Source organism: Luteimonas sp. A537, from assembly GCF_054052065.1.
The window spans coordinates 490,414-515,384 of sequence record NZ_JBSVRH010000001.1; the positions used below are offsets into that span (position 1 = coordinate 490,414).

The 24,971-nt window shown below is 68.9% G+C and carries 23 protein-coding genes, 1 tRNA gene and 1 riboswitch; of the genes, 12 read left to right on the forward strand and 12 right to left on the reverse strand.

Annotated features, from left to right (window positions below):
• Positions 1–54 precede the first annotated feature (54 nt).
• Both ACW7GZ_RS02290 and ACW7GZ_RS02295 read right to left on the reverse strand, forming a co-directional pair.
• Entirely contained in the window at positions 55–2,502 is a 2,448-nt protein-coding gene (locus ACW7GZ_RS02290) for a S9 family peptidase (RefSeq protein WP_457002811.1), read from the reverse strand.
• A gap of 159 nt (positions 2,503–2,661) precedes the next feature.
• Positions 2,662–4,407 (reverse strand): LysM peptidoglycan-binding domain-containing protein, encoded by a 1,746-nt coding sequence (locus ACW7GZ_RS02295; protein WP_457001261.1) that lies wholly within the window; start codon positions 4,405–4,407, stop codon positions 2,662–2,664.
• 173 nt (positions 4,408–4,580) lie between these two features.
• Positions 4,581–4,657, forward strand: a riboswitch (S-adenosyl-L-homocysteine riboswitch).
• A 51-nt stretch (positions 4,658–4,708) separates the two neighbouring features.
• On the opposite strand from ACW7GZ_RS02295, the gene ahcY reads away from it, so the two are divergent.
• Positions 4,709–6,172: an adenosylhomocysteinase gene (gene ahcY, locus ACW7GZ_RS02300; protein WP_457007581.1), complete on the forward strand. Its 1,464-nt coding sequence runs from the start codon at positions 4,709–4,711 to the stop codon at positions 6,170–6,172.
• Positions 6,173–6,271: 99 nt separating this feature from the next.
• Here ahcY and ACW7GZ_RS02305 read toward each other — a convergent pair whose 3' ends face one another.
• Both ACW7GZ_RS02305 and ACW7GZ_RS02310 read right to left on the reverse strand, forming a co-directional pair.
• A complete protein-coding gene (locus ACW7GZ_RS02305; RefSeq protein ID WP_457007583.1) occupies positions 6,272–7,393 on the reverse strand; it encodes a hypothetical protein in 1,122 nt (373 codons plus the stop codon).
• Positions 7,394–7,541: 148 nt separating this feature from the next.
• Positions 7,542–8,468: a M14 family metallopeptidase gene (locus ACW7GZ_RS02310; RefSeq protein ID WP_457007585.1), complete on the reverse strand. Its 927-nt coding sequence runs from the start codon at positions 8,466–8,468 to the stop codon at positions 7,542–7,544.
• Between the two features lie 111 nt (positions 8,469–8,579).
• On the opposite strand from ACW7GZ_RS02310, the gene metF reads away from it, so the two are divergent.
• From metF to ACW7GZ_RS02325, 3 genes are read left to right on the forward strand one after another with little or no spacing between them, the layout of a single operon-like run.
• The gene (metF, locus tag ACW7GZ_RS02315; RefSeq protein WP_457007587.1) at positions 8,580–9,404 is read left to right on the forward strand and encodes a methylenetetrahydrofolate reductase [NAD(P)H]; all 825 of its coding nucleotides are present in this window, start codon (positions 8,580–8,582) and stop codon (positions 9,402–9,404) included.
• A 53-nt stretch (positions 9,405–9,457) separates the two neighbouring features.
• Positions 9,458–10,087, forward strand: coding sequence for a DUF4124 domain-containing protein (locus tag ACW7GZ_RS02320; protein ID WP_457007589.1), 630 nt, complete (start codon positions 9,458–9,460; stop codon positions 10,085–10,087).
• Positions 10,088–10,146: 59 nt separating this feature from the next.
• The gene (locus ACW7GZ_RS02325) at positions 10,147–11,064 is read left to right on the forward strand and encodes a branched-chain amino acid transaminase (RefSeq protein ID WP_457007590.1); all 918 of its coding nucleotides are present in this window, start codon (positions 10,147–10,149) and stop codon (positions 11,062–11,064) included.
• Between the two features lie 40 nt (positions 11,065–11,104).
• On the opposite strand, the gene ACW7GZ_RS02330 is transcribed toward ACW7GZ_RS02325, so the two are convergent.
• The 7 genes from ACW7GZ_RS02330 to ACW7GZ_RS02360 all read right to left on the reverse strand — a co-directional run bounded on the left by ACW7GZ_RS02330 (position 11,105) and on the right by ACW7GZ_RS02360 (position 17,357).
• On the reverse strand, positions 11,105–12,448 hold the full coding sequence (locus ACW7GZ_RS02330) for a sensor histidine kinase (protein WP_457007592.1): 1,344 nt from the start codon (positions 12,446–12,448) through the stop codon (positions 11,105–11,107).
• Positions 12,435–13,118, reverse strand: coding sequence for a response regulator transcription factor (locus ACW7GZ_RS02335; protein ID WP_343256111.1), 684 nt, complete (start codon positions 13,116–13,118; stop codon positions 12,435–12,437). The genes ACW7GZ_RS02330 and ACW7GZ_RS02335 overlap by 14 nt, the downstream gene beginning before the upstream one ends.
• 7 nt (positions 13,119–13,125) lie before the next feature.
• A complete protein-coding gene (locus tag ACW7GZ_RS02340) occupies positions 13,126–13,623 on the reverse strand; it encodes a hypothetical protein (RefSeq protein WP_457001248.1) in 498 nt (165 codons plus the stop codon).
• A gap of 254 nt (positions 13,624–13,877) precedes the next feature.
• Positions 13,878–14,819 carry a 30S ribosomal protein S6--L-glutamate ligase gene (gene rimK / locus ACW7GZ_RS02345; RefSeq protein ID WP_457001246.1) on the reverse strand — a complete coding sequence of 314 codons (942 nt, stop codon included), beginning with the start codon at positions 14,817–14,819 and terminating at the stop codon, positions 13,878–13,880.
• Positions 14,820–14,855: 36 nt separating this feature from the next.
• Positions 14,856–15,233 carry a DUF6746 family protein gene (locus ACW7GZ_RS02350; protein WP_457007594.1) on the reverse strand — a complete coding sequence of 126 codons (378 nt, stop codon included), beginning with the start codon at positions 15,231–15,233 and terminating at the stop codon, positions 14,856–14,858.
• A 105-nt stretch (positions 15,234–15,338) separates the two neighbouring features.
• Positions 15,339–15,412: transfer RNA gene (locus ACW7GZ_RS02355), tRNA-Gly, on the reverse strand.
• A 100-nt stretch (positions 15,413–15,512) separates the two neighbouring features.
• A complete protein-coding gene (locus ACW7GZ_RS02360) occupies positions 15,513–17,357 on the reverse strand; it encodes an autotransporter domain-containing protein (protein WP_457007596.1) in 1,845 nt (614 codons plus the stop codon).
• A gap of 151 nt (positions 17,358–17,508) precedes the next feature.
• Between ACW7GZ_RS02360 and thiS the strand changes: the two genes are divergently transcribed.
• The 4 genes from thiS (at position 17,509) to ACW7GZ_RS02380 (ending at position 21,302) form a co-directional block, all read left to right on the forward strand.
• Positions 17,509–17,709 (forward strand): sulfur carrier protein ThiS, encoded by a 201-nt coding sequence (gene thiS / locus ACW7GZ_RS02365; protein WP_457007598.1) that lies wholly within the window; start codon positions 17,509–17,511, stop codon positions 17,707–17,709.
• A 28-nt stretch (positions 17,710–17,737) separates the two neighbouring features.
• Positions 17,738–18,553, forward strand: coding sequence for a thiazole synthase (locus ACW7GZ_RS02370; RefSeq protein ID WP_457007600.1), 816 nt, complete (start codon positions 17,738–17,740; stop codon positions 18,551–18,553).
• 112 nt (positions 18,554–18,665) lie between these two features.
• The gene (gene trmB, locus ACW7GZ_RS02375) at positions 18,666–19,451 is read left to right on the forward strand and encodes a tRNA (guanosine(46)-N7)-methyltransferase TrmB (protein WP_457001237.1); all 786 of its coding nucleotides are present in this window, start codon (positions 18,666–18,668) and stop codon (positions 19,449–19,451) included.
• Positions 19,452–19,460: 9 nt separating this feature from the next.
• The gene (locus ACW7GZ_RS02380; protein WP_457001235.1) at positions 19,461–21,302 is read left to right on the forward strand and encodes an SLC13 family permease; all 1,842 of its coding nucleotides are present in this window, start codon (positions 19,461–19,463) and stop codon (positions 21,300–21,302) included.
• A gap of 91 nt (positions 21,303–21,393) precedes the next feature.
• On the opposite strand, the gene ACW7GZ_RS02385 is transcribed toward ACW7GZ_RS02380, so the two are convergent.
• A complete protein-coding gene (locus tag ACW7GZ_RS02385) occupies positions 21,394–21,774 on the reverse strand; it encodes a Rieske (2Fe-2S) protein (RefSeq protein ID WP_457007971.1) in 381 nt (126 codons plus the stop codon).
• Between the two features lie 50 nt (positions 21,775–21,824).
• Between ACW7GZ_RS02385 and ACW7GZ_RS02390 the strand changes: the two genes are divergently transcribed.
• The 4 genes from ACW7GZ_RS02390 to ACW7GZ_RS02405 all read left to right on the forward strand — a co-directional run bounded on the left by ACW7GZ_RS02390 (position 21,825) and on the right by ACW7GZ_RS02405 (position 24,853).
• Positions 21,825–22,121, forward strand: a complete 297-nt coding sequence (locus ACW7GZ_RS02390; RefSeq protein ID WP_457001233.1) for a hypothetical protein — start codon at positions 21,825–21,827, stop codon at positions 22,119–22,121.
• Positions 22,122–22,153: 32 nt separating this feature from the next.
• Complete coding sequence (locus ACW7GZ_RS02395; RefSeq protein ID WP_457007602.1) at positions 22,154–22,870, forward strand: fumarylacetoacetate hydrolase family protein; 717 nt, start codon at positions 22,154–22,156, stop codon at positions 22,868–22,870.
• Positions 22,871–22,905: 35 nt separating this feature from the next.
• A complete protein-coding gene (gene mscL, locus ACW7GZ_RS02400; protein WP_457001230.1) occupies positions 22,906–23,319 on the forward strand; it encodes a large-conductance mechanosensitive channel protein MscL in 414 nt (137 codons plus the stop codon).
• Between the two features lie 139 nt (positions 23,320–23,458).
• The gene (locus ACW7GZ_RS02405; RefSeq protein ID WP_457002808.1) at positions 23,459–24,853 is read left to right on the forward strand and encodes a M28 family peptidase; all 1,395 of its coding nucleotides are present in this window, start codon (positions 23,459–23,461) and stop codon (positions 24,851–24,853) included.
• Positions 24,854–24,971: the final 118 nt, after the last annotated feature.

The window sequence follows — 24,971 nt, forward strand, 5'->3', positions numbered from 1 at the left end:
GATGGATGGACGCCTGCCGGCCCAGCCTGCATCGTCGCCTCCGTCGTTTCGGCCTTACCTCGGCCCTGCGTCCTTGACGTGCGTTTCCAGCCATTCGTCCGTTTCCGCCAGCATGTGCAGGATCGACTCCCGCGCGCGGTAGCCATGCGACTCGTTGGGCAGCATCACCAGGCGAGCGGTGCCGCCCAGGCCCTTGATCGCCGCGTACATGCGTTCGCTCTGCATCGGGAAAGTGCCGGAATTGTTGTCCTGTTCGCCGTGGATGATCAGCATCGGCTCGTTGATGCTGTCGGCGTGGTTGAACGGCGACATCGCGTGGTAGACGTCGGTGGCCTGCCAGTAGTTGCGCTCTTCGGCCTGGAAGCCGAACGGCGTCAGCGAGCGGTTGTAGGCGCCGCTGCGCGCGATGCCGGTGCGGAACAGGTCCGAGTGCGCCAGCAGGTTGGCGGTCATGAACGCACCGTAGGAATGCCCGCCGATGGCGATGCGGTCGCGGTCGGCCACGCCACGCTCCACCACTGCGTCCACGGCCGCCTGCGCGCTCGCGACCAGCTGCTTCACGTAGGTGTCGTTGGGCTCGGCGTCGCCTTCACCGATGATCGGCATGGTCGGGCCATCGAGCACGGCATAGCCGCGCGCCAGCCAGGCCAGCGGCCCCCAGTAGCTGATGCGGTTGAAGCGATGCGGCGAGCCGCGCACCTGGCTTGCGGCATCCGCGGATTTGAACTCGCGCGGATAGGCCCACATCAGCATCGGCAGCGGGCCGTCGCGCTTTGCGTCATGGCCGGCCGGCAGGTACAGGTCGGCGGTCATCTCGACGCCGTCCGCGCGCGAATAGCGGATCTGCTCCTTGCTCACGCCGCGCAGCTCGGGCGTTGGATGCGGGAAGTCGGTCAGTACGACCGGTTCGGCATCCGCAGCGGCACCGAGAGTGCGCAGCAGGATGTTCGCGGGTTCGACCGGGGACTCGCGTGTGGTGAGGATGCGCGACGCCTCCGCATCCAGCAGCGCGAACGGCGCTTCGTACCAGGGCGCCTCCGACTGGAACAGGCGCTCCACGCCGCCACCGGCCAGGTCCTGCCGGTCGACGAAGGGCCGGTCGCCCTCCGGCGAAGCACCGTCGCCGATGCGGTAGATCGTTTCGCCACCGCCGGTGGTCAGCAGTCGCGCGAAGCCGCGATCGTCCAGCTGCATCACCGGCGTGCCGGGATCCGCATAGCGATCCTCGTATGAGCCTTCGCGCAGCAGCACGGGCGCGGCTGCGCTGTCGGGGGCAAGCCGCCATTCGCGCGTCTGCCGCGTCTTCCGCCAGGATTCGGTCAGCAGCGCCAACCCGCCGTGGCCCCAGCGCACGCCGCCGTAGCGCATCGACAGGTCGGCGAGCACGCCGGGCTCGCCGGTGAAGGGCGCGGCATGGGCGAACACGCGGTCGCGCACCGCCGCCTCGCGCGCGGGATCGCCGCCGTCCTGCGCCTCGGCCCAGACCAGCGTCGCCGGCGCATCGGCGCGCCACGCGATGCGGCGCACGCCGGTGGCCACGGCGTCATTGCCCGTGGGCAGGCCTTCCACCAGCGGCAGCGTGGCCACGGTATGCAGCAACCTGCCATCCATTCCGATCACGTCGATGCGCCGCGGGAACCGCGAATACGGCACCACGTAGGAGAACGGGCGCTCCAGGCGCTGGCGCAGCAAGTGGCTGCCGTCCGGCGACACCGATGCGCCCACGTACAGCTCCGGCCCACCGATCGGCGCGACCCGCCCGTCCAGCCCGACCCGCGCCAGCTGGCGGGTCATGTAATACGCGAACAGGGCTTCGTCATGCGGGTTGCCCAACAGGTCCTGGTAGGTGCGCAGGCTCTGCACCTGGCCGCCGCCGTCGGTCTGCTGGATGTTCGGGCCGCGGGGAATGCCGTCGCTTTCCGGCGCCGCGCCCTGCCCTTCGGGCCGCAGCAGCGCGATCAGCCCGCTGCCGTCGGGCAGCCAGTCGAAGCCGCTGCCGACCACTGTGCCCAGCGGCTGTTCGATCAAGCGCCGCGCGCGTCCAGCGGCCACGTCGACCAGCCACAGCTCGACGTGCCCGGCGCGCTGGTCGACGTGGCTGAAGGCGATGTGGCGCTGGTCCGGCGACCACTGCAGGGACGCCAGCGCCAGCGGCTGCGGCAGGCCCTGGATGCGGCGCTCGGCGCCGTCGTCCACGGACTGCAGCCAGAGGTCATCGATGAAGCTGAAGGCGCTGGCCGACTGCGTGCGCGGGTGGATGCGCAGGCCGGCGAGCTTGAGTTCGGGCTGGGCGACGACATCGATGCCCGGCAGCGACGGCACCTGCATGTAGGCGATCAGGTCGCGCTTGGGCGACAGCGACAGGCGCGGCACCTGTGGCGCGTCGACGATCGCGCGCAGCGCGGGCACCGGCAGGCGGTAGCCATTGGTGTCGCTGGTGGTGTCGCTGGCGGTCGCGGCGCCTGGAGCCGTGTCGCGGGCCTGCGATGGCGCCGGCACCATCGCCAGGCAGGCGAGCAGCAACGGAGCGGCGAGGTACTTCAATGCGGGCGTATGCAAGGCGTGGGTCCTGCTCAAGGCAAACCCCGAGCCTAGCCCGTGCACCACCCCCGCGTACCGTGGCGACGGTCATGTCCGCCACGGCACTGCCATCGCATGCGGTCAGCCGTCCTGCACCGTCACCGTGCCCGGCAACTGCACATAGTTGCCATCGGCGTAATTGCCATCGGCCGAGCTCGAGATGGTGAACAGCCTCTCGGCGCTGCCGTACTCCGTTCCACCCAGGTTGCGGGCCAGGCCCAGCGCGAAATCGAAAGTCTCCACCGGGTTTCCATCGTAGTCCTGGGTGAGGACGCGCAGCCTGGAATCCATGCCGTCGGTAGCCTCGAGCGCGCCTTCGGCATGGCCCTGGAGCTCGGCCATTTCGGCCTCGGTATAGCTGATGGTGATGGTGTCGCCTGGCTGCACCGGGCCGTCATGCGCCTTGTCCACGTCACCGGTCTGCGCGGCGTTGATCATCTGCGCCGTGTTCTCGTCGACCTTCATGGTGAATGCGTACTGCCGCTCGCCGATGATTTCCTCGCCCTCGGCATCGTACTTCTGCGTCAGCGTCATCGGCACGTTGTCGCTGTACTGCACGTCGAACGTGCGCTCCATGGTGCCGTCGGGATACGTGGTGACCACCGAATTGCCGGTGTTCTTCGCGCCGTCCAGGCCGAGCTCCACGGGGCCAAGCTTCACGTCGACCTTGGCCTGCGAGGAATAGTCGATCTTCTCGATGGTCTTCACTTCCGACACGCCGGTGCCGTTGTCGACAGGCATGTTGCCGTTGGCCACGAAGTCGCTGTACGCGGCCTGCCCTTCGGCCGTGGACAGGTCGAACTCCGCGGTCTTGAGCGTGGCGCTGCTCAGGCTGGTGTCATTGCCCAGCATGACCTTGACCTGCTCGAAATCCAGGCCCACTCCGTTGTACGCCTGGATGGCCTCGGTCGGCCCGGCGGTCACCCGCACGGTGTCGGCCCCGGTCTTCTCCACCAGGAGGCTGGTGCCCTCCTCGTTGGTCACCTTGGTCTCGGCGGCGATGTTCCGGAAGGTGGCCTTGAACTCGTTGCTTGAATAGCTGGAACCGTCGATCTTGATGATCGTGCCGGTCGGCATCGACGCGGGATCGAACGGATTGACGCTGGCCAGGTCGGTGTTCTTCGCCGCCTGCTCCGGCATCGAGACTTCGTAGGACGCCTTGATGCCGTCCGTGCGGCCGTATTCCAGGCCTGCCTGCTTCACGTCCACGCCTGCATTCAGCGTCACCGACACGTCGCTGGACGCGGTGTAGGTGGTGACGCCGTCCTCGGTCTTCTGGCCGGTCACGACCGTGGTGCTGCCGTCGATGCCGAAGCTCAGGCCGACGCCCTTCGAGTTCTTGACGCTCTCGGTGAACCCGGCGTTGCCCGCCAAGGAAAGGGTGCCCTTGTCGGGATCGACCGCGACGCTGCCTCCCACGCTGGTGCCGCTGGTGGACTTGTTGCCGTCGGCATCGGTGGTGGTGGTCTTGTCGGTCTGCTTCCCGCCCACGGTCACGCCGTCGTCTGACACGCCGACGCTGGCTTCGCGCTTCGAACTCGTACCGTTGGCTTCGGTGCCGGTCTTCGCGGTTTCGTCGCCGGTGACCTTGGCCGAGCCGCCCGCGTCGGCCTGTTCGGCGGCGGCGGCCGGCAGGTCGAGCATGTCGCCGGGGTACAGCGTGTCGGGATTGGACAGCTGCGGGTTGGCACCGATCAGCGCCTGCGGGGTGGTGCCATGTGCCTTGGCGATGCTGTCGATGCTGTCGCCGCGCGCGATTTCGTACTGCTTCGGCGGCTCAGGCGGCGGCGGGGCGGGCTGGGTGTATCCGATTGCTGTGATGGCCATGGTCACGCGTCCGATCATTCCGGGGGATGGGCCCAGACTAGTGAAAGCACGGCGCGCCCTGAACCCGGTGCGACCCTAGGTTGCGGTCCCGCCGGCCGCCACGGGAGCCGCCGTTTGGGGCAGGGACAGCCTCGGCAGTTCGCCCGCGAGCCGCAGGCGATATAATCCGCGCCTCCGCCGAGGGGCGCTGCGACCGTGGAACCAGCACGGCCAGGCTCGGCGGATCGCACCCGAACGGCGCCCGGTTCCCCACCCCACCCCCTCCCAAGCGGGAGCGGGCACAAGAAACCGGAGCTGCACCATGAATGCCGTTGCCAAGACCTTCTCCATGGAAGGTGATTACAAGATCGCCGACATCTCCCTGGCCGATTGGGGCCGCAAGGAGATCGACATCGCCGAGCACGAGATGCCGGGACTGATGTCCATCCGCCGCAAGCACGCCGCCAGCGCCCCGCTCAAGGGCGTGCGCGTAACCGGCTCGCTGCACATGACCATCCAGACCGCGGTGCTGATCGAGACCCTGAAGGACATCGGCGCCGACGTGCGCTGGGCCTCGTGCAACATCTTCTCGACCCAGGACCACGCTGCCGCCGCCATCGCCGCCACCGGCACTCCCGTGTTCGCCTGGAAGGGCGAGACGCTGGAGGAGTACTGGGACTGCACGCTCGAGGCGCTGAGCTTCCCCGACGGCAAGGGCGCCGACGGTAAAGATAAATTTCTCGGCCCGCAGATGGTGGTCGATGACGGCGGCGACGTGACCCTTCTGATCCACAAGGGCTTCGAGCTCGAGCAGGGCGACGAGAGCTGGGTCAACGCCCCCGCGTCCAGCCACGAGGAGCAGGTGATCAAGAACCTGCTCAAGCGCGTCGCCAAAGAGCGCCCCGGCTTCTGGACCACCGTGGTCCGCGACTGGAAGGGCGTCTCCGAAGAGACCACCACCGGCGTGCACCGCCTCTACCAGTTGGCCCAGGACGGCCAGCTGCTGGTGCCGGCGATCAACGTCAACGACTCGGTCACCAAGTCGAAGTTCGACAATCTGTATGGCTGCCGCGAGTCGCTGGCCGACGGCCTCAAGCGCGCGCTGGACGTGATGCTGGCCGGCAAGGTCTCCGTGGTCTGCGGCTATGGCGACGTCGGCAAGGGCTGCGCGGCGTCGCTGCGTGCCTATGGTTCGCGCGTGATCGTCACCGAAATCGACCCGATCTGCGCGCTGCAGGCAGCGATGGAGGGCTTCGAGGTCGCGACCATCGAGGAGACCCTCGGCGAGGCCGACATCTACGTCACCACCACCGGCAACAAGGACATCATCCGCGTCGAGCACATGACCGCGATGAAGGACCAGGCCATCGTCTGCAACATCGGCCACTTCGACAACGAGATCCAGGTCGATGCGCTGAAGGCGGTGGACGGCGTGGAGATCATCAACATCAAGCCGCAGGTGGACAAGTACGTGTTCGCAAACGGCAACGCGATGTTCCTGCTCGCCGAAGGCCGCCTGGTGAACCTGGGCTGCGCCACCGGTCATCCGAGCTTCGTGATGTCGAACTCGTTCGCCAACCAGACGCTGGCGCAGATCGACCTGTGGGCCAACAAGGACACGTACCAGAAGAAGGTCTACATCCTGCCCAAGCTGCTCGACGAGGAAGTCGCGCGCCTGCACCTGGAGAAGATCGGCGTGAGGCTGACCAAGCTGACGCAGGAACAGGCCGACTACCTGGGCGTGCCGGTGGAAGGCCCGTTCAAGCCAGAGCACTACCGCTACTGACCGGGAAAGCCGGTCGTTGCGACAGCCGCGGGCGCCGGAAGGCGCCCGCTTGCTTTTGGCGCGCCCGGCCCTGTGCTGCACCGGTGAACGCCGCAGCGCCTATTCGGCACCCGGCTGGACCAGCAGCTCATCGATCCGGCCCTTCGCCACGGCCTCGACGTACCTGTCGTCAAATCCATCCGCGGCGCGCCAGCCAGCGCCCTCGCTGACGAAGTCGAAGTCACCCTTCACCAGCTGCAGGCCGCTGCCGCCGAGGGCCTGGATCAGGCGGTCGTTCCGCTGGAACAGCAGTGAACAGGTCACGACACCGGCATCGCCCCCAACACACGGTCCCAGCGGCAGCACCTCGCGGTCGAGCTCCGATGCAGGCCCCTGCCGCGCCAGCTTGCGCGCCATGCCGGTCCCAGCCTCCAGCCGGTCCGACGCCACCCGGAACGCCTCCGTGATCACCGGAGTACCCAGGGGTGCGCCGGCGTCGGCGACCGGCCGGTACTTGGCGCGAAGCCATTCGCTGTGAGCGCCCCGCAGCTCGTAGCCGCCTTCGGTGGGGGTGATGCTGTAGCCGATCTCATCCTGCTGGTCGTCGAGAACCACGGTCACGCTGCACAGGCGGACACGCTCTTCCTGCAGGTAGGCAATCTCCTGCGGCTGGCGAAAGCTGGCGCGCATGACCTGACGCCCCAGGCCGTTCCCCGCCGCACGGTCGTTCATTGCCGCGAGCGGGTTCTTCCGCTCCTCCGCGCGCGCCAGTGCGGAGGCGCCCGAACGCAGGCTCGACAGGATGCCCTTGTCGCCGCAACTTGGCGTACGGCTCGCTACCAGCAGGTCCCAGACGAAAGCGCCCAGGACGACCACCGCCACCGCGCCAAGGACCAGGCTCAGGAGCCCGTAGCCCCGGCCGGACGGGTCCGGGGCCGATGCACGGCTTGCGTGCAGGAAATCCTGCAGGACCTGCTCGACCGCCTCGGCATTCCCGGGATCATCCAGCCGCGCCAGGTATTCGTCGTCGTCCCCACCCTGCTCGAGGATGCCCTCGTCCCTCAGCCATGCCAGCATCTGGCCCGCATTGGCGAAGCCGGGATCGCCGGTCCCGGGATCGCGCAGGCGCGCGACGGCCAGGCGGTGGATCCGCTCGTCGATGAGGCCCAGCGACAGCAGGGTCTCGAGGTGGCTGGTCCCGTCCATGTGTCCGTCCATGTGTCCGTCCATGTCTCCGTCCATGTCTCCGTCCTTTGAGGCATCCGCCAATCCTGTGGGGGACGGCAGCATCGCGCATCGGCCCGGCCTGCATCAACCGCGCTCCCCCTTGCATCCGGCAACCGGTAGCGTGATGACCTGCGGTGCGATGCCTGCCGCCAGCCGCCAACGCTCAGGCCACGTGCGCCAATGCGTAGTCGATCGCCGCGCGTACCGCCGCGACCTGGGCCGCGTTGCACTGCGCCGGCGTCGCCGAGGGGCTGTCCGGGTAGACCTCGGTGGTGGTGACGTAACGCGCATCGGTCAGGCTGGCGCACAGGCCCAGCGCCTTGACCGGATAGTTGATCACGCCGTGGGCGACGACCGGCGAACCGATCATTTCACCACGGGCGTCGCCCGGCGCGATGTGCGTCACCTGATCGACCGCGGCGATCACCGCCTGCTGGAAGCCCGGCTGCGGGTTGTCGCTGTCACCGACCAGGTAGAAGCCGTCCGGGATCGAGCCCGGCTCGAAAGGCTTGCCGTCGCGTGCGGCCAGCGCCGGGCGGAACTCGGACTCGTCGGTGTCGGTGGTTTCGTGCAGGTCGATGTGCATCAGCACGCGTCCGCCAAGCCCTTCGGTGAACCGCATCAGCGCCGCGGATTCGGGCGCCGGACTGTCGGGCAGGAACGAACGGTTGGGATCGACCGCCTCCGGGTTCCAGCGTTGGAAATGCTCGTAGCCCCACGGACTCACGCAGGGGGCGACCACCAGGTTGGCGCGACCGGCATGGTCCTGCGCATGCTGCGAGGCGAACTGCAGGGCGCCATGCACCCCACTGGTCTCATAGCCGTGCACGCCGCCGGTGACCAGCATCACCGCCAGCGCCGCGTCCCAGCTACGGCTCCGCAGCGCCAGCAGCGGATAACGGCCGGTGTCGTACGCGAGCCCGCCGTATTCGACCACATCCCAATCCGTGGCCAGGCCCTCGACCGCGGCCAGCACCTCGTCGCGGTAGCTGCGCTGGCGGCGCTGCGCCGCGCGCCATGCCAGACGCTCGGCCTCGCCCCAGGGATGGCCGGGGATACCGATGGGATAGACGTGCTGCCTGTCCGCCATTTCGACTGTCCTGGACTCGAATAGGCCGGTGACTCTAACAGCCGCAGGACTCTCTTAAGATCCATCGCGATAAAGAGATATGATTCACCAATCCCCGACGGACGCCCACCGATGATCCCGATCAGCTTCGAGTTCTATCCGCCCAAGGACGGCGCCCAGCGCGCCCAGCTCGACCGCACCGCGGCCCGGCTCAAGGCCTGGGCACCCGACTACGTCTCCTGCACCTTCGGCGCCGGCGGCTCCACGCTCAGCTACACCGGCGATACCGTGCGCGGCCTGATCGACGACCATGGTCTGGATGCCGCGCCGCACCTCTCCTGCGTGGGCGGCACCCGCGCCGAGATCGCCGCCCTGCTGGCGCGCTACCGCGAAGTCGGCTGCCGCCGCATCGTTGCGCTGCGCGGCGACCTGCCGTCGGGCATGGGCCACCCGGGCGAGTTCCGCTACGCCGCCGACCTGGTCGCCTTCATCCGCGCCGAGCACGGCGACCATTTCCACATCGAAGTCGCCTGCTACCCGGAAACCCATCCGCAGGCCGAGGACGCCCTCGTCGACCTGCGCCACTTCAAGGCCAAGGTCGATGCCGGTGCCAACGGCGCGATCACCCAGTACTTCTACAACGCCGACGCCTATTTCCGCTTCGTGCAGGAGGTCCGGGCGGCGGGCGTCGAGGTGCCGATCGTGCCCGGCGTGATGCCGATCGTGAACTTCAGCCAGCTCCGTCGCTTCTCCGATGCCTGCGGCGCCGAGATCCCGCGCTGGCTGGCCAAGCGCATGGCGGCTTACGGCGACGACGTGGACAGCATCCGCCAGCTGGGCGCGGACTTCGTCGCCGACCTGTGCCGGCGCCTTGTCGACGGCGGCGCCCCCGGGCTGCACTTCTACACGCTCAACCTCGCGCGCCCGACCGCGGCCGTCCTCGACAGGCTGGGCTGAACCCCGCGCCGCGCGCGCTTCTGCGCGGCAGCCCGGCGCGGTACCCTTGCCCGATGCCGTACCTGCGACACCCCGCCCAGGCCGCTGCACTGCTATCGGCCATGGCGATGCTCGCCGTGGCCGCGGCGCTGCCCACGCCCGCCCACGCCCAGATCCGGCAGTGCACCACGTCCGACGGCGGGACCGTATACACCGATCGCAGCTGCGATTCGCTGGGCGCGATCGAGAGCCGGCCAGCGGTCGAAGGCGGCACCGGTGCCAACGCCGCGCCACGCTACCGCGGCGGTTGCTCGCGCCGCCTGCGTGACCTTGTGTTCGAAGTCACCGCGGCCATCGACGCCCGCGACACCAACCGGCTGGCCCGCAGCTACCACTGGCCCGGCATGTCCACGCGCAGCGCCTATGCGCTGGTCGAGCGGCTTGACGCGATCGCCAGCCGCCCGCTGCTCAACATCACCGCCCTTCGCCCGGCCCGGACCGTGGTCGCGCCCACCGGCCAGCCGCCGTGGGGCATACCGGCGACCCTGGCCGCTCCACCGCCACCGCCACCGCCGGCGACGCCCGAGCCTCCGCGGCGCCCGGTCGCGCTGCGCATCGACCAGGTGCTTGCCGACGGCATCACCCCGTCCAGCACCACCTTCGGACTGCGCAGACACATGGACTGCTGGTGGATCGCGCTCTGAGCGCACAGCGGCACGGCCGCCTGCGCCACAATGACGATTCCACAAGGCGGAGCAACGCGATGCAGTACCCGGAATGGATCTGGCACAACGGCGGCATCAAGCCCTGGGCGGAAGCAAACACCCACGTGATGTCGCATGGGCTGCACTACGGCTCGTCCGTATTCGAGGGCATCCGCGCCTACAAGACCCCCGGCGGCAGCGCGATCTTCCGTCTGCAGGACCATATCCGCCGCCTGTTCGCCTCGGCGCGCATCTACGACATGGTGATCCCGTACACGCTGGAAGAACTCGACGCCGCCTGCCACGAAGTCGTCCGCCGCAACGCACTGGAACAGGCCTACCTGCGGCCGGTGGCGTGGCGCGGCCTGGGCGGCTTCGGGCTCAGCGCGGAGACGCCGATCGACGTCGCGGTGGCGAGCTGGCACATGGGTCCCTACCTGGGCGAGGGCGCACTCAGCGAGGGCATCGACGCCTGCGTCTCCAGCTGGCAGCGCTTCGCGCCCAATACCATCCCGGCCGGCGCCAAGGCCGGCGGCAACTACCTGTCGGGACAGCTCGTGGCGCGCGAGGCGCGGCGCCTGGGCTTCGGCGAGGGCATCGCCCTGGCTTCGACCGGCCTGCTCAGCGAAGGCGCGGGCGAGAACCTGTTCCTGGTCTTCGACGGCGCGCTGCACACGCCGCCGGTGAGCGCCGCGCTCCTCAACGGCATCACCCGCGATTCGATCATCCAGCTGGCGAAGGACGCCGGCATCGCCGTGGTCGAGCGCGACCTGCCGCGCGAATACCTCTACCTGTGCGACGAGCTGTTCATGTGCGGCACCGCCGCCGAGATCACGCCGATCCGCTCGGTCGACGGCCACCAGGTCGGCGCCGGCCGCGCCGGCCCGGTGACCCTGCGCCTGCAGGAACTGTTTTTCGGCCTGTTCGAGGGCAGCACGCCGGATACCCGCGGCTGGCTGGAACCGCTGGCTTCATAGGCGGCCATGGCGCCGGGCACAAGCGGGTGCCGGGCCGGCATCAGCCGGTCGCCGCGTCCCCGGCATCGAAGTACAGCGTGGCGACCACGCCGCGCTCGGCGCCCGGTACCACGCGCACCTGCCAGTCGTAGAGCCGGCACAGGCGGCGCACGATGGACAGGCCGATGCCGCCGCCGTGGGTGTGCGCGGCGTGGCTGCCGCGGTAGCCGCGCTCGAACAGGTGCGCGGCGTCCTCCGCGCTGAGGCCTGGCCCGGAATCGATCACGTCGACCGCGTTGTCGTGCAGGCGGACCACGATCGTGCCGGCCATGGTGTACTTCACGGCGTTGCCGATCAGGTTGCCCAGCGCAACCGAAACCGCCGCCTCCGGCGCGTCCACCATCAGGCGCCCGGCCTCGCCCTCCAGGCGCAGTTCCAGCGCCTTGCCGCCGAGCTGCGAACGATGGGCCTCCAGCAGTTGCTCGGCAACGCGGCAGACATCGGTGCTGCCATGTCCGCGCTCGGCGCGCGAGAGCAGCAGCAACGCGCTGATCAGGTCCGTGCACTGCTGTTCGGCACGCTGGATGCGCTGCAGGCGTGCCAGCGTCTTGTCGTCGATGTCGGGGCGCGACAGCAGCAGCTCCACCGCGCCCTTGACCACCGCCAGCGGCGTGCGCAGCTCATGGCTGACGTCGGCGTTGAACTCCCGGTCGCGTTGCACCACTTCGGTCAGGCGTGCGGCGTAGTCGTCGAGCGCGGTCGCCAGCTCGCCGACCTCGTCGTCGGGGAAATGCGGCGCCAGTGCGCCGGGGCGTGCGCTGTCGCCGGATGCGCCGAGGAGGTTGGCCAGCTCCGACACCGGCCGCATCACCCGCGATGCCGACCACCAGCCGATCACGCCGGCCAGCATGGTGAACAGGACCACCGCGGCGATCAGGATCAATTTGATCCGGGCGCGCACCTCGGCGGTATTGGTCATGTCCTGGGCAAGGAAGAACCAGTACTCCGCGTCCTTCTTCACCACCAGCCGGTAGACGAACGGCTCGCCGTCCTCCTCGCCGGTGATGTTGTACACGCCGGTCTCGAGCTCGGCCCAGTCCGGCGGCACGTTGTGCAGCCGCCCGGGGCCATAGACGATCGCGCGCACGCTGCTCAACGGCGCCCACTCGGCGCTGCGGTCCTTGTAGAAGCGCTCGGCGTACTCGTCGACGTTGTGCTTGAGCACGCTGCCGACGGTCTGGTCCTCCACCACCGCGCCAACGAAGACGGCGGCGATCGCGAACATCGCGGTCAGGCCGAGCCCAAGCAGGACGAACGAGAGGATGATCCGGCTGCGCAGCCGCCGGCGGTAGCGCCTCCGGCCGAATGCCTTCGGCGAAGGCGCGTCGCCCTCAGCTTGGGACATCGGGCACGGCGATCCGGTAGCCGATGCCGTGGCGGGTCTGCACCAGCTGCGTGGGGAAGGGCTTGTCGATCACCGCGCGCAGGCCGTGGATGTGCACGCGCAGGCTGTCGGAATCCGGGAGCTCCTCGCCCCAGACGCGGGTCTCCAGCTCCTGGCGGGTGACCACCGCAGGCGAGGCCTCCATCAGCGACTGCAGGATCTTGAGCGCCGTGGGATTGAGCTGCACCAGCTTGCCGCCGCGGCGCACCTCGAGGGTGTCGAGGTTGTACTCGAGGTCCCCGACCTCGAGTACGCGCGTCTGCACGCCCTTGCCGCGGCGCGCCAGGGCATTGAGCCTGACCTCGACCTCCTGCAGCGCGAAGGGCTTGATCAGGTAGTCGTCGGCACCGGAATCGAAGCCGGCAAGCTTGCTGTCGAGGCTGTCGCGAGCAGTCAGCATCAGCACCGGCGTCTGCTTTCGGGCCTCGTTGCGCAGCTTGCGGCAGACTTCCAGGCCGTCCATCCCGGGCAGGTTGAGGTCGAGCACCACGGCGTCGAAGTCGTGGACCACCGCCAGGTGCAGGCCGGTGACCCCGTCCGCGGCGAAATCGACCGTGTGACCGCGGTCTTCGAGGTAATCGCCGATGTTGGCGGCGATGTCCTGGTTGTCTTCGATGACGAGGATGCGCACTGGAACCTCAGGTTTCGGTGGGACGGGACATGGCCCTGGGATTGTTCTTCATGAAGTCCCTGGCGGCCTCCGCGGCGCGACGGCGGTCGCCCACGGTCATGCATACGTTGGTGGACATGTTTGAACCGGTGACCTTCTCACGCCTGCAGACCATGCGGCTGTCCGCATGGGCGCGCGACAGCAGCGTGTTGATCCGCTCCTGCTCGTTGAACACCTGGATTTTGGTGTTGTGCGGAAGCTGGTCCACGCTCCCGGCACTGCTGGCCAGCAGGCTGGTGATGCGTGCCAGCGACGCCTTGACGACCTGCGCGTCATCGGCCGCGATCTCACTGTAGGTCTCGCCATCGTCCAGGGCCTTGATGATGGCGTCGCGCTGGGCATTGAACGAGCTGCTCAGGTCCAGCCCATTGCCGGGCTGGAAGGCTTCGCCGCCTGCACTGATATTTGCGACGGCCGGAGCCGACACGAGCAACGCCAGAAGGAACAACAGAACCGGTTTGTACATTTCGAACCCCCGAAGTGATGTTGGAGTGGGACGCGGACAGCCCCGTACCGTGGGGCTGCAGGCCGATTGATTCTGCCTGCCCGCCAAGACTCGCACAATTGCGGGCACAAAATGGCCCGGGCGAAAATTTCGCCCGGGCCCAAGTAGGTGTTGACCCGATTGACCACAATCCACAGCTGACGACTGGAGAGTTCCGAAGCACGCGAAACACGTTGCTCGTGGGCAAAGCTACTCGCGGATTGATTAAAGGGGCGTTAAATTCCCGTCAAATTTCGTTTCTGGGGCGCTCGCCTCGCACGCGTCCGCGAGGCCATTCCCGCCCCGATGGCCGCCGCCGCGACGAATTCGATGATCTTCCCCGCGACATCGACACCGGTGGAACGCTCGATGCCTTCCAGGCCAGGCGAGGCATTGACCTCCAGCACCAGCGCGCCGCGCGCGGAGGACACGAGGTCGACCCCCGCCACGCCCAGGCCCAGTACTTTCGCCGCGCGCACGGCCACCGCCGCCACGTCCGCATCCACCGCAACGGCCTCGGCGCTGCCACCGCGATGCAGGTTGGCGCGGAAATCGCCTTCGGGCGCCTGCCGCCGCATCGCCGCAACCACTTCGTCGCCCACCACCAGGCAACGGATATCCGCACCGCCGGCCTCGGCGATGAACTCCTGCAGCAGAAAGGTCGCATACAGGCCGCGCAGCGCATCAACCACCCCGCGCGAAGCCGACGCCTTCTCGGTCAGCATCACCCCGCGCCCCTGGGTGCCTTCGGTGAGCTTGATCACATGCGGCGGCGCGCCGAGCATCGCCAGCAGGTCGTCTGTATCGTCGGGGTTGTCGCCGAACACGGTCACCGGCATGTCGATGCCCTGCGCTGCCAGCAGCTGGTGGCAGCGCAGCTTGTCGCGCGCGGCCATGATCGCCGCCGACGGGTTGGGCGTATGGCAACCCATCAGTTCGAACTGGTGCAGGACGGCGTTGCCGTAGCGGTTGATCGAAGCACCGATACGCGGGATCACGGCGGTGTAGCCGGCCAGCGACTGCGCCTTGTAGCGCAGTGCGAAGCCCTCCTTGCCGATGCGCATGTAGCAGCGCAACGGATCCAGGACCCGGGCGCTGTGCCCGCGCTGGCGCGCGGCCTCGACCAGGCGACGGGTCGAATACAGTTTGCCGTTGCGCGACAGGATGGCGAGCTTCATCGACGTGGCGCCTGGACGTGGCCGTGGGGGAATGGCTCAGCGGGCGATCTTGGCCGCGGTATCGAGGTACTTCCGACCCTGCGCCCTCACCGTGTCGACCTCGTAGCGCTCCGACGCCACGTGCACGGATTCCAGCGTTTCGGCCAGGTCATCGAGCTCGGACGCGATCTTCTCCAGCGCGTTTTCGAGGGTATAGGTCAGCTCGTGGATTTTCGCCGTGTGTTCCGGCCGCATGTCGTCCTCGGCCAGGACCGCGGCCAGCTGCGCGTTGTAATTCGCGAAGTTGGCCAGCGCCTGGTCAAGCGTGGCCGAGGCCTCGCCTTCGAAATGCTCTGGGCGCTCGTCCGCATGCGCGGTGCCGCAAAGGCCCAGCGCAAGCAAGGGGCCGGCAAACAACAGGGACAGGTTTTTCATGGTGACTCCGGGCGTGGGGACAGCAGATGATAATGAATCCCATTACCAGATGCATGCACGTCGGCGACCGCAGGTCGCCCGCGAGTTCCATGGGCCGGGAGGAAATGGAGCGGGTGAAGGGAATCGAACCCTCGTCGTAAGCTTGGGAAGCTTCTGCTCTGCCATTGAGCTACACCCGCATCTGGCACAAGTCTAGGGCCCGGTCGCGGGCCTTGGCAACGCCGCGCGTGCACGCCGGCCGGGCCGGCCGCACGGACTGGCCGCGCGGCGGGCCGGGACTCAGAAGCCGGCGCCGACGCTGGCGAACACCATCGCGTGCTTGCCACGCTTCTCGCCGCTGTTGACGCTGGCGCCGATGTTGGCGTCCATGCCGAACAGCTGCGTGCGCGCGCCGAAGGTCAGGGTCACCCAGGACTGGTCGTACTCGACGCCGGGCACGGCGTAGGGCAGCGAGCCGGTGACCGACTGCGAGCGGGCGAAGGCCTGCGTGGCCTCGTCCTCGAATTCGCGGTCGACGGTCAGCCGCGCGTAGGGCTGCAGGTGATCGTGGATCTCGTAGGCGAGCTGCCAGCCGGCGCTGCCGACCGTGGAATCGAATTCCTGGTCGAGGTAGCCCAGCGAGGTCGACAGCGCCGGGTCGCTCTCGTTGAAGCCGTCGATCTCGATCTGCTGCATGACCACGCCAAGCACCGGACCGTGGCGCAGCGCGCCTTCGCCGAACTCCCAGCCGCCCTGCAGCGCCAGGCCGAGGTTGCTGCCGTCGGTCGAGCCGGTGTGCGTGCGCAGCGCCGGGCCCAGGGTCACCTGGCGCTCGATGTCGAAGTCCAGGCTGGTGTAGCTGAGCTGGCCGTTGATCCAGCCGCCGGCGTCGCTCTTCCAGCCCAGGTAGCCGCCGACCGAAATCTCGGCCTGGTCCCATTCGCCGCGGCGCTTGCCCCAGTCATTGGCCTGCGCGCCGTAACCGATGAAGCCGCCATAGACGAGGCTGTCGTTGCCCCAGTCCATGCCGACCGTCAGCGCCGGACCGGCGCCGTCGTAGTGGTCGCCGTGCGCATAGCGCTGGAAGTCCCCGCGCAGGTCGGTCCACCAGCGCGAACCCGCAGCATCGCCGCGGCCGGCGATCTGCGCGTCCACGCGCGCGGCGCGGTTGCGGCCGGTGCCTGCGGCCGAATGCGGCAGGACCGCCATCTGGCGCGGGCCTTCGATCGCGGCCATGGCCAGGTCGGCCAGCGCGCGGTGCGCGCCGCTGGCGGGATGCACGCCGTCTGCGAACAAATAGGTCTGCGGCGCGTCCGGGCTCACCAGGCTGGTCGGGTTGCAGGTCAGCGACTGCGCGGTGATCTGCGGCATGCAGGCGGTTCCGGTGACATTGCCGATCCCGAACATGGCGGGATTGGCCGTCACCTCGCGCAGGAAGCTGAAGGCGTCGACCGGGATCACGCTCAGGCCGTTGGCCGCCAGCGCGCCGAACAGGGTCTCGTTGTACATGGTCGAAAGCGCCGTGGCCTGCGCCTGCGCGCCCGGGCCCTGGGCGATCTGCGCCGGGGTCAGGCCGAGGTCCGGGATATTGGGCACCAGCACGTAGCGCGCGCCCGCAGCCTGCAGGCTGCCGATGATCCCGACCTGCGCCGCCACCGCGCCGCCGATGATCGCCTGGGCATTGGCCGGGTCGGCGGCGACTGCGAACAGGTCGTTTGCACCGCCCCAGACCGTATACAGGGCATCCGCATCGGCGCGGCCGCCGTTGGCGGTGAGGTAGGCCGTGGCCTGCGTCGCCAGCGACGGCGTGAATCCGAGCGCGCCGTTGACGTCGACGCCGTTGCGGGAGCCACCGGCAGCGTAGTTGTCGCCAGACTGGCCATTGCCGTTGGGCGAGGCGTCGGTGCCGTAGTGCTGCGCCAGCCACTGCGACCAGACCAGGCCCGGATTGGTGGTGAACTGCCCGGTGACCGCCTGCACTTCCGGCGGCAGCAGCGGCCGGAAATAGCCGGCATCGGTGAGGCTGTCGCCGAAGAACACCGTCTGCGAGAACGGCTGGTCATTGGCGACGGCGGCCACCGGCAGCGCGGCCAGCGCGAGCGCGACAGTCAGCAGGGTGCGACGGAGGGTGCGGGGCTTCGGCATCGTGGATTCCTTGCGGGGGGGATATCAAGGCGCCTGCGCCCGATATGAATCCGCCATCTTTCCACGCGGGCGGCGTGCCACTCAATGTGCACTGCGGCAACACCGGGGCGCGGACATGCAATCGCGCCGCCGGCGGGCGACAATGCCCGCCATGAACATCATCCTCAACGGCGAAGCCCAAACCCTTCCCGGCCCCTGCACTGTCCTCGCCCTGCTTGAATCCAGCGAGCTGGCGGGGCGCAAGGTGGCGGTGGAAGTGAACGGCACCATCATCCCGCGCAGCCTGCACGCCGAACACGCGCTGAAGGCCGGGGACCGGATCGAGGTCGTTCACGCCCTGGGGGGCGGCTGAACGGCAACGCTTGCGCAATAATGGCGCAATGACCAGTCCAGACAATTACGGCGACGACGCCCTCGTCATCGCCGGCACGCCCTTCCGCTCCCGCCTGCTCACCGGCACCGGCAAGTTCAAGGACCTCGACGAGACCCGCCTGGCCACCGAGGCCGCGGGCGCCGAGATCGTCACCGTGGCCATCCGCCGCACCCCGCTCTTCAACCGCGCGTCCGGCCAGGACCCGGGCGAGCCCAACGTGCTCGACGTGCTGCCGCCCGACCGCTACACCATCCTGCCCAACACCGCCGGCTGCTACACCGCCGAGGAAGCCGTGCGCACCCTGCGCCTGGCCCGCGAACTGCTGGACGGCCACAAGCTGGTCAAGCTGGAGGTCCTGGGCGACCGGAAGACCCTGTACCCGGACGTGGTGCAGACGCTGAAGGCCGCCGAGCTGCTGGTCGCCGACGGCTTCGACGTCATGGTCTACACCTCCGACGACCCGATCCTGGCCAAGCAGCTGGAGGAGATAGGCTGCGTGGCGGTGATGCCGCTGGCCGCGCCCATCGGCTCCGGCCTCGGCATCCAGAACAAGTGGAGCCTGCTGGAAATCATCGACAACGCCCGAGTGCCGATCATCGTCGACGCAGGCGTTGGCACCGCGTCCGACGCCGCGATCGCGATGGAGCTCGGTTGCGACGGCGTGCTGATGAACACCGCCATCGCCGGCGCGCGCGAACCGGTGCTGATGGCGCACGCCATGAAGCTCGCCGTCGAGGCCGGCCGCGCCGCCTTCCGCGCCGGTCGCATCCCGCGCAAGCGCTACGCCAGCGCCTCGTCCCCGGTCGACGGTCTCCTTGGCTGATGACCCTCGCTCCCGCCCCTGCAGGAGCAGCTATGGCTGCGATTGCCTTCCCGTCCGGGACAGCCGGCAATCGCGGCTGTAGCCGCTCCCACAAAAGCCGGTGTCCCGCGGCGTGACCGATCCGTTCTCGAGTCCTGGTTCCAAGGCGCCGCCGAAGCCGTTCACGGTCGAAGACGGCAATCGCCGCGTGCGCAGCTTCGTGCTGCGCCAAGGCCGTTTCACGCCCGCGCAGCAGCGCGCCTTCGATGACCTGTGGCCGCGCTTCGGGCTGGATTACGCCGGCACCCCGCGCGACTTCGACGCCGCCTTCGGCCGCAGCGCGCCGCGGATCCTGGAGATCGGCTTCGGCAACGGCGAGGCGCTGCGCCATTCGGCCGCGCACGACCCCGCGCGCGACCACATCGGCATCGAGGTCCATGCGCCCGGCGTCGGTCGCCTGCTCAACGCGCTCGCCGAAGACGGCAGCGACAACGTCCGCGTCTACCACCACGACGCGGTGGAAGTGCTGGAGAACGAGGTCGCCGATGCGGGCCTCGACGAAGTCCGCATCTACTTCCCCGATCCCTGGCACAAGAAGCGCCACAACAAGCGCCGGCTGGTGAATCCCGCGTTCGCCGCGCTGCTGGTGCGCAAGCTCGCGCCCGATGGCCGCTTGCACCTCGCCACCGATTGGCACGACTATGCCGGGCAGATGTGGGACGTACTCGACGCCACGGAGGGCCTGCGCAACCGCGCCGGCGCCCGCGGCCACGTGCCGCGGCCGATGTGGCGCCCGCAGACGCATTTCGAAAGCCGTGGCCAGCGCCTCGGCCACGGCGTGTGGGACCTGCTCTATGACAGGGTGCCCCACGACGGGATGCTCGACGAAAGCAGGCCGCACGGCAGGACCGGGGACTAGACGCAGGACATGGAGACGCTGGCCCTCACCACCGACATGAAGCTCGTCCTCGGGCTGGTGGCGATGGTGATGGGGCTGTTCCTGTTCGAACGCGTGCGCGCCGACCTGGTGGCGCTGGTCGTCCTGGTGGTGCTGGGCCTGACCGGCCTGGTCGCACCCGAGGACATCTTCAACGGCTTCTCGTCCAACGCGGTGATCAGCATCATCGCGACCATGATCCTGGGCATGGGCCTGGACCGCACCGGCGCGCTCAACCGCCTGGCGGCCTGGCTGCTGCGGCGGTCCAAGGGCGCGGAGAAACGGCTGCTGCTCTACACCTCGGCGATCGCCGGCCTCAACTCGTCGTTCATGCAGAATCCGTCGGTGATGGCGCTGTACCTGCCGGTCGCCTCGCGCCTGGCCTCGCGCACCGGCCTGCGCCTGTCGCGCTTCCTGCTGCCGATCTGCGCCGCGATCATCATGGGCGGCTCGCTGACCATGGTCGGCAACTCCCCGCTGATCCTGCTCAACGACCTGCTGGTCGCGGCCAATGCCAACCTGCCCTCCGGCGTGGCCACGCTCGAGCCGCTGCCGATGTTCGCGCCGCTGCCGATCGGCCTGACCCTGCTGGTGCTCGCGCTGGCCTATTTCCATTTCTTCGGCGACAGGCTGCTGGGCGGCGGCGGCGAGAGCGACGGCAGCGTGACCCCGGCACGCACGCAGAGCTACTTTGCGCGCGCCTACGGCATCGAGGGCGACGTCTTCGAACTCACCGTCAGCGCCGACAGCCCGCTGGTCGGCATGGCGCTCGGCGAAGCCGAAAGCCTGCACGGCGCGCCGCTGCTGCTGGCGCTGAAGACCGGCAACGACTCGCGCCTGGCGCCGCCCGCGGACGCCCGCATCTGGGTCGGCAGCGTGATCGGTGCGATGGGTCCGCGGCAGCAGATCGCGGACTTCTCGCAGAACAACATGCTGCGCATGTCGAGCCGGCTGCGCGAGTTCGGCGACCTGTTCAACCCCAGCCGCGCCGGCATCTCCGAAGCCGTGGTACCACCGACCTCGAAATTCATCGGCAAGACCCAGGCCGAACTGGCCATGCGCAAGAACTACGGCATCAGCCTGCTGGCGGTGAACCGCGACAAGGAGGTGCTGCGCGAGGGCATCCGCAACCTGCCGCTGCGCGCCGGCGACATGCTGGTCCTGCACAGCATCTGGCAGGACCTGGCCAAGACCGCGGCCAACCGCGACTTCGTGGTGGTCACCGACTATCCCAAGGGCGAGCAGCGGCCGCACAAGTTCAAGATCGCGATGGCGATCTTCGCGGTCACCATCCTGGTCGCCCTGGGCTCGGACCTGCCGACCTCGATCGCCTTGATGACCGGCGTCGCCGGCATGCTGGTCTGCGGCGTGCTGAAAATGGACGAGGCCTATTCGGCGATCAGCTGGAAGACGGTGTTCCTGATGGCCTGCCTGATCCCCCTGGGCTGGGCCATGGACACCAGCGGCGCGGCGGCCTGGATCGCAGGCCACACGATCGAAGAGCTGCCCAGCGGGCTGCCGGTGTGGGTGATCCAGCTTACCGTGGCCGCGCTGACCTCGGTGTTCTCGCTGGTCATCAGCCACGTTGGCGCGACCATCGTGATGGTGCCGCTGGCGATCAACCTGGCGCTGGCCGCAGGCGGCGACCCGACCGCGTTCGCGCTGATCGTGGCCCTGTCGGCTTCGAATAACCTGGTGACCGCATCCAACCCGGTGGTGTCGATGGTGACCGGCCCCGGCGACTACTCCGCCCGCGACCTGTGGCGCGTGGGCGCCGCACTGTCGGCGGTTTACCTGGCGGTGGTGGTGACGCTTGTGAACCTGATTTTCTGAGCGACCCGACCGGTAGCTGCCCCCCTCATTCCGGGCGATCAGCGTCTCCGGAGGGACCGGTCGCAGCTATAGCTGCTCCTACAAGAGCGCGTCAGGGCGTGGCGGCAAGCCAGACGGCACCGTCGCGCACTTCGACGGCCACGGCGCGCAGGGATTCGCCGCGGCAGGGGCCGGCTTCGCAAACGCCACCCACGGTCTCGAAGCTGGCGCCGTGCACGGCGCACACCAGCAGCCCGTCCTTCGATTCCAGGAAGCGACCCGGCGCCCAGTCCAGGCGTCGCCCGGCATGCGGGCAGATGTTCAGCCAGGCACGCACGTCGCCACCGGCATCGCGATGGAGGATGACCGATTCAGCGGCGCCGTCGACCAGGGCCTCGGCTTCCGCGAAGCCCCCGGCGGCCAGCGCGTCGAGCGTCAGCAGCGGCGCGGTTTCACCGGCGGTTAACGTTTCACTTACATCTTCCGGAGCCATGGCCCTGATACTCACGTCATCACCAAGTCCTCACATTCTGGCATTACCGCATGATCAACAGCAGCTTCCGCACCTTCCACGCCCGCTTTGATGCGAGCCAGCTCGGCGCCATGTTCGCGCCGCGCAAGCCGCGGCATCCGCTGTTGCGCATGGCGGTCGGCCTGCTTGGCCTGGCGCTTCTGGCCATGCTGCTGGTGCTTGGCGTGGTGGTCGGCACGGCGATGCTCGCGGCTGGCCTGGTCCGGCGCATCTTCAGCCGTCGCGGCAAGCCGCAGGCGCGCGTGGGTACCGTGGTCGACGCCGAATACCGCGTCGTCGACAAGCCGGCGCATACCCTGCCCTACTGAGCGCCAGCGCGCGCCCGTTCCTGGAGCCATTCATGACCGACGTGATCCCCGCGCCGGCGCCGGCCCGCGTGCCCGTGCGCGGCGGTGGCCAGTTCCCCGTGCGCCGCGTGTACTGCGTGGGCCGCAACTTCGCCGACCACGCCCGCGAGATGGGCGCTCAGGCACCGGCCTCGAAGGCCGAACGCGGCAGTCCGGTGTTTTTCATGAAGCCCGCCGATGCCGCGACCACCGGCAGCACCATCCATTACCCGCCCGCCACCGCCGACCTGCACCATGAGGTGGAGCTGGTGGTGGCGCTCGGCCGCGATGCGCCCGATGGCGTGCTGGATCCCGCCACCGCCACGGCGCTTGTGTTCGGCTACGGCGTCGGCCTGGACCTGACCCGCCGCGACCTGCAGGCCGCGGCCAAGAAGGCCGGCCTGCCCTGGGACACCGGCAAGGGCTTCGACGAGTCGGCGCCGCTGAGCGAACTGGTTCCTGCGGCAGACATCGGCGAACTGGCTCCGCGACGCCTGTCGCTGGCCGTGAACGGCGTCGAGCGCCAGGCCGCGCCGCTGTCGGACCTGATCTGGGACGTGCCCGACATCCTGCACGAGCTGTCGAAGCTCTATGCCCTGCGCGCCGGGGACCTGGTGTTCATGGGCACCCCGGCCGGGGTGGCCGCCCTGGTCCCGGGTGACGAATGCGAGGCCCGCCTGGACGACGCCATCGTGCTGCGCTGCCGGATCGCGCCGGCGCGTGTAGTCTGACCATCGCCACCAACGGCAAGACCAGGGAGAACGCGATGGGCATGATGAGTGAGTTCAAGGAGTTCGCGATGCGCGGCAGCGTCGTCGACCTCGCCGTCGGCGTGGTCATCGGCGCCGCGTTCGGCAAGATCGTGACCGTGCTGGTGGACAACGTGATCATGCCGCCGATCGGCATGCTTATCGGTGGAGTCGACTTCTCCGAGCTTGTCCTCACCCTCAAGGCCGAAACCGTGGACGCCGCCGGCGAAGTGGTGCCGGCGGTGGTGATCGGCTACGGCGAGTTCATCAACGCGCTGATCCAGTTCGTGATCGTCGCCTTCGCGATCTTCATGGTGGTCAAGGCGATCAACCGCATGAGCCGCAAGCCCGAGGAAGCACCGGCTGCACCCGAGGAGCCGTCCGAGGACGTACTGCTGCTGCGCGAGATCCGCGATTCGCTGAAGCGATAGCGCGCCCGCCCACCGGGCAGGACTTCACGCACATCGACACGGAGCCGCGGCTTGTTAAGCTCGCGGCTTCGTCCTTTCAGTGCAGCGGAGCGTCATGCGCCTGGTCCCGATGTTGCTCACCGTGGCGATCGCCGCGTCCATGATCCCGGCCACCGCCGCCATCGCCGCCGATGGCGCGGCCCCGACCGCCACGTCGCCGTCGGTTGAAACCCGCATTCCCGACGCGTCCATGGCGACGGCGGCGCGACTGCGCGAGGCCGCGCTGGCAAGCCCGCTCGCCTGGGACATCACCGAATCGCTGACCACCGAGATCGGCCCGCGCCTGGCCGGCAGCGAGGCCGATGCGCGCGCGGTGGAGTGGGCGAAAGCGAAGTTCACCGAGCTCGGCTTCGACCGCGTCTGGACCGAGCCGGTCACGTTCCCGAAGTGGGTGCGCCGCAGTGAGCACGCCGCGGTCCTGGGCGCCAACGCCCAGCCGCTGGCCCTGACCGCGCTTGGCGGCAGTCCCGGCGGCACGGTCGAGGGCGAAATCGTGCGCTTCGCCGGCCTGGCGGAGCTGGAAGCGGCTCCGGCAGGGTCGCTGGCCGGAAAAATCGCCTTCGTCGACTATCGCATGGAGCGCGCCCGCGACGGCAGCGGCTACGGCCCGGGTTCGCGCGTGCGCAGCCGCGGTCCGTCGGAAGCGATCCGCGCCGGCGCCATCGGCTTCATCATGCGTTCGGCCGGCACCGACTCGCACCGCAACCCGCACACCGGCATCACCCGCTTTGACGACGGCCTGGAACCGGTACCGGCCGCGGCGCTGTCGGTACCCGACGCCGACCAGCTCACGCGCCTGCTCAAGCGCGGTCCGGTGCGCATCAGCCTGGCCCTGGACTGCGGCTGGGACGGCGAATACACCTCGCAGAACGTGATCGGCGAGATGACCGGCGCCAGTCGCCCGGACGAGGTGGTGCTGATCGGCGCGCACCTCGACTCCTGGGACCTCGGCACCGGCGCGGTCGACGACGCCGCCGGCGTCGGCATCACCATGGCGGCGGCGGTGCACATCGCGGCGCTCGAACGGCGCCCGGCACGCAGCATCCGCGTGGTCGCCTTCGCCAACGAGGAGCAGGGCCTGCTCGGCGGGTTCGCCTACGCGGAGAAGCACGGCGCCGACGTCGCGCGCCACCAGTTGGTCGCCGAGAGCGACTTCGGCGCCGGCCGCATCTACGCCTTCAACACCGGCGCGCCGGCCCACGCCGAAGCCGCCGAGGCCCGCATCGCCGAGGCACTCGCGCCGCTGGGCATCGAGCGCTCCGACGAAGGCGGCCCCGGTCCCGACGTGATCGGCATCTCCGGCGCCGGCGCCACCTGGGCCTGGCTCGGCCAGGACGGCACCGACTACTTCGACCTGCACCACACGCCGGACGACACCCTGGACAAGATCGACCCGGCGGCGCTGGCGCAGAACGCCGCAGCGTATGCGGTGTTCGCGTACCTGGCGGCGGATGCGGAAGGAGATTTCGGCAGCGCGCCGGCCGTGACGCCGTGACGCCGTGACCTGACGGCAAAGGGCTTTTTTGCCACGGATTTACGCGGATTTACACGGATCAGGCCAAGGCAAGCATCCGCATCACGCTCTGGCCGACTTTTGTTTCGGGAACGGTTTC

What these genes read in the sequence shown, in the direction of transcription:
- ACW7GZ_RS02290 (WP_457002811.1), bottom strand. Translation starts at nt 2,502, where the DNA reads ATGGTGCCGGCGCCATCGCAGGCCCGCGACACGGCTCCAGGCGCCGCG.
- ACW7GZ_RS02295 (WP_457001261.1), bottom strand. Translation starts at nt 4,407, where the DNA reads ATGGCCATCACAGCAATCGGATACACCCAGCCCGCCCCGCCGCCGCCT.
- ahcY (WP_457007581.1), top strand. Translation starts at nt 4,709, where the DNA reads ATGAATGCCGTTGCCAAGACCTTCTCCATGGAAGGTGATTACAAGATC.
- ACW7GZ_RS02305 (WP_457007583.1), bottom strand. Translation starts at nt 7,393, where the DNA reads ATGGACGGAGACATGGACGGACACATGGACGGACACATGGACGGGACC.
- ACW7GZ_RS02310 (WP_457007585.1), bottom strand. Translation starts at nt 8,468, where the DNA reads ATGGCGGACAGGCAGCACGTCTATCCCATCGGTATCCCCGGCCATCCC.
- metF (WP_457007587.1), top strand. Translation starts at nt 8,580, where the DNA reads ATGATCCCGATCAGCTTCGAGTTCTATCCGCCCAAGGACGGCGCCCAG.
- ACW7GZ_RS02320 (WP_457007589.1), top strand. Translation starts at nt 9,458, where the DNA reads ATGCCGTACCTGCGACACCCCGCCCAGGCCGCTGCACTGCTATCGGCC.
- ACW7GZ_RS02325 (WP_457007590.1), top strand. Translation starts at nt 10,147, where the DNA reads ATGCAGTACCCGGAATGGATCTGGCACAACGGCGGCATCAAGCCCTGG.
- ACW7GZ_RS02330 (WP_457007592.1), bottom strand. Translation starts at nt 12,448, where the DNA reads ATGTCCCAAGCTGAGGGCGACGCGCCTTCGCCGAAGGCATTCGGCCGG.
- ACW7GZ_RS02340 (WP_457001248.1), bottom strand. Translation starts at nt 13,623, where the DNA reads ATGTACAAACCGGTTCTGTTGTTCCTTCTGGCGTTGCTCGTGTCGGCT.
- rimK (WP_457001246.1), bottom strand. Translation starts at nt 14,819, where the DNA reads ATGAAGCTCGCCATCCTGTCGCGCAACGGCAAACTGTATTCGACCCGT.
- ACW7GZ_RS02350 (WP_457007594.1), bottom strand. Translation starts at nt 15,233, where the DNA reads ATGAAAAACCTGTCCCTGTTGTTTGCCGGCCCCTTGCTTGCGCTGGGC.
- ACW7GZ_RS02360 (WP_457007596.1), bottom strand. Translation starts at nt 17,357, where the DNA reads ATGCCGAAGCCCCGCACCCTCCGTCGCACCCTGCTGACTGTCGCGCTC.
- thiS (WP_457007598.1), top strand. Translation starts at nt 17,509, where the DNA reads ATGAACATCATCCTCAACGGCGAAGCCCAAACCCTTCCCGGCCCCTGC.
- ACW7GZ_RS02370 (WP_457007600.1), top strand. Translation starts at nt 17,738, where the DNA reads ATGACCAGTCCAGACAATTACGGCGACGACGCCCTCGTCATCGCCGGC.
- ACW7GZ_RS02380 (WP_457001235.1), top strand. Translation starts at nt 19,461, where the DNA reads ATGGAGACGCTGGCCCTCACCACCGACATGAAGCTCGTCCTCGGGCTG.
- ACW7GZ_RS02385 (WP_457007971.1), bottom strand. Translation starts at nt 21,774, where the DNA reads ATGGCTCCGGAAGATGTAAGTGAAACGTTAACCGCCGGTGAAACCGCG.
- ACW7GZ_RS02390 (WP_457001233.1), top strand. Translation starts at nt 21,825, where the DNA reads ATGATCAACAGCAGCTTCCGCACCTTCCACGCCCGCTTTGATGCGAGC.
- ACW7GZ_RS02395 (WP_457007602.1), top strand. Translation starts at nt 22,154, where the DNA reads ATGACCGACGTGATCCCCGCGCCGGCGCCGGCCCGCGTGCCCGTGCGC.
- mscL (WP_457001230.1), top strand. Translation starts at nt 22,906, where the DNA reads ATGGGCATGATGAGTGAGTTCAAGGAGTTCGCGATGCGCGGCAGCGTC.
- ACW7GZ_RS02405 (WP_457002808.1), top strand. Translation starts at nt 23,459, where the DNA reads ATGATCCCGGCCACCGCCGCCATCGCCGCCGATGGCGCGGCCCCGACC.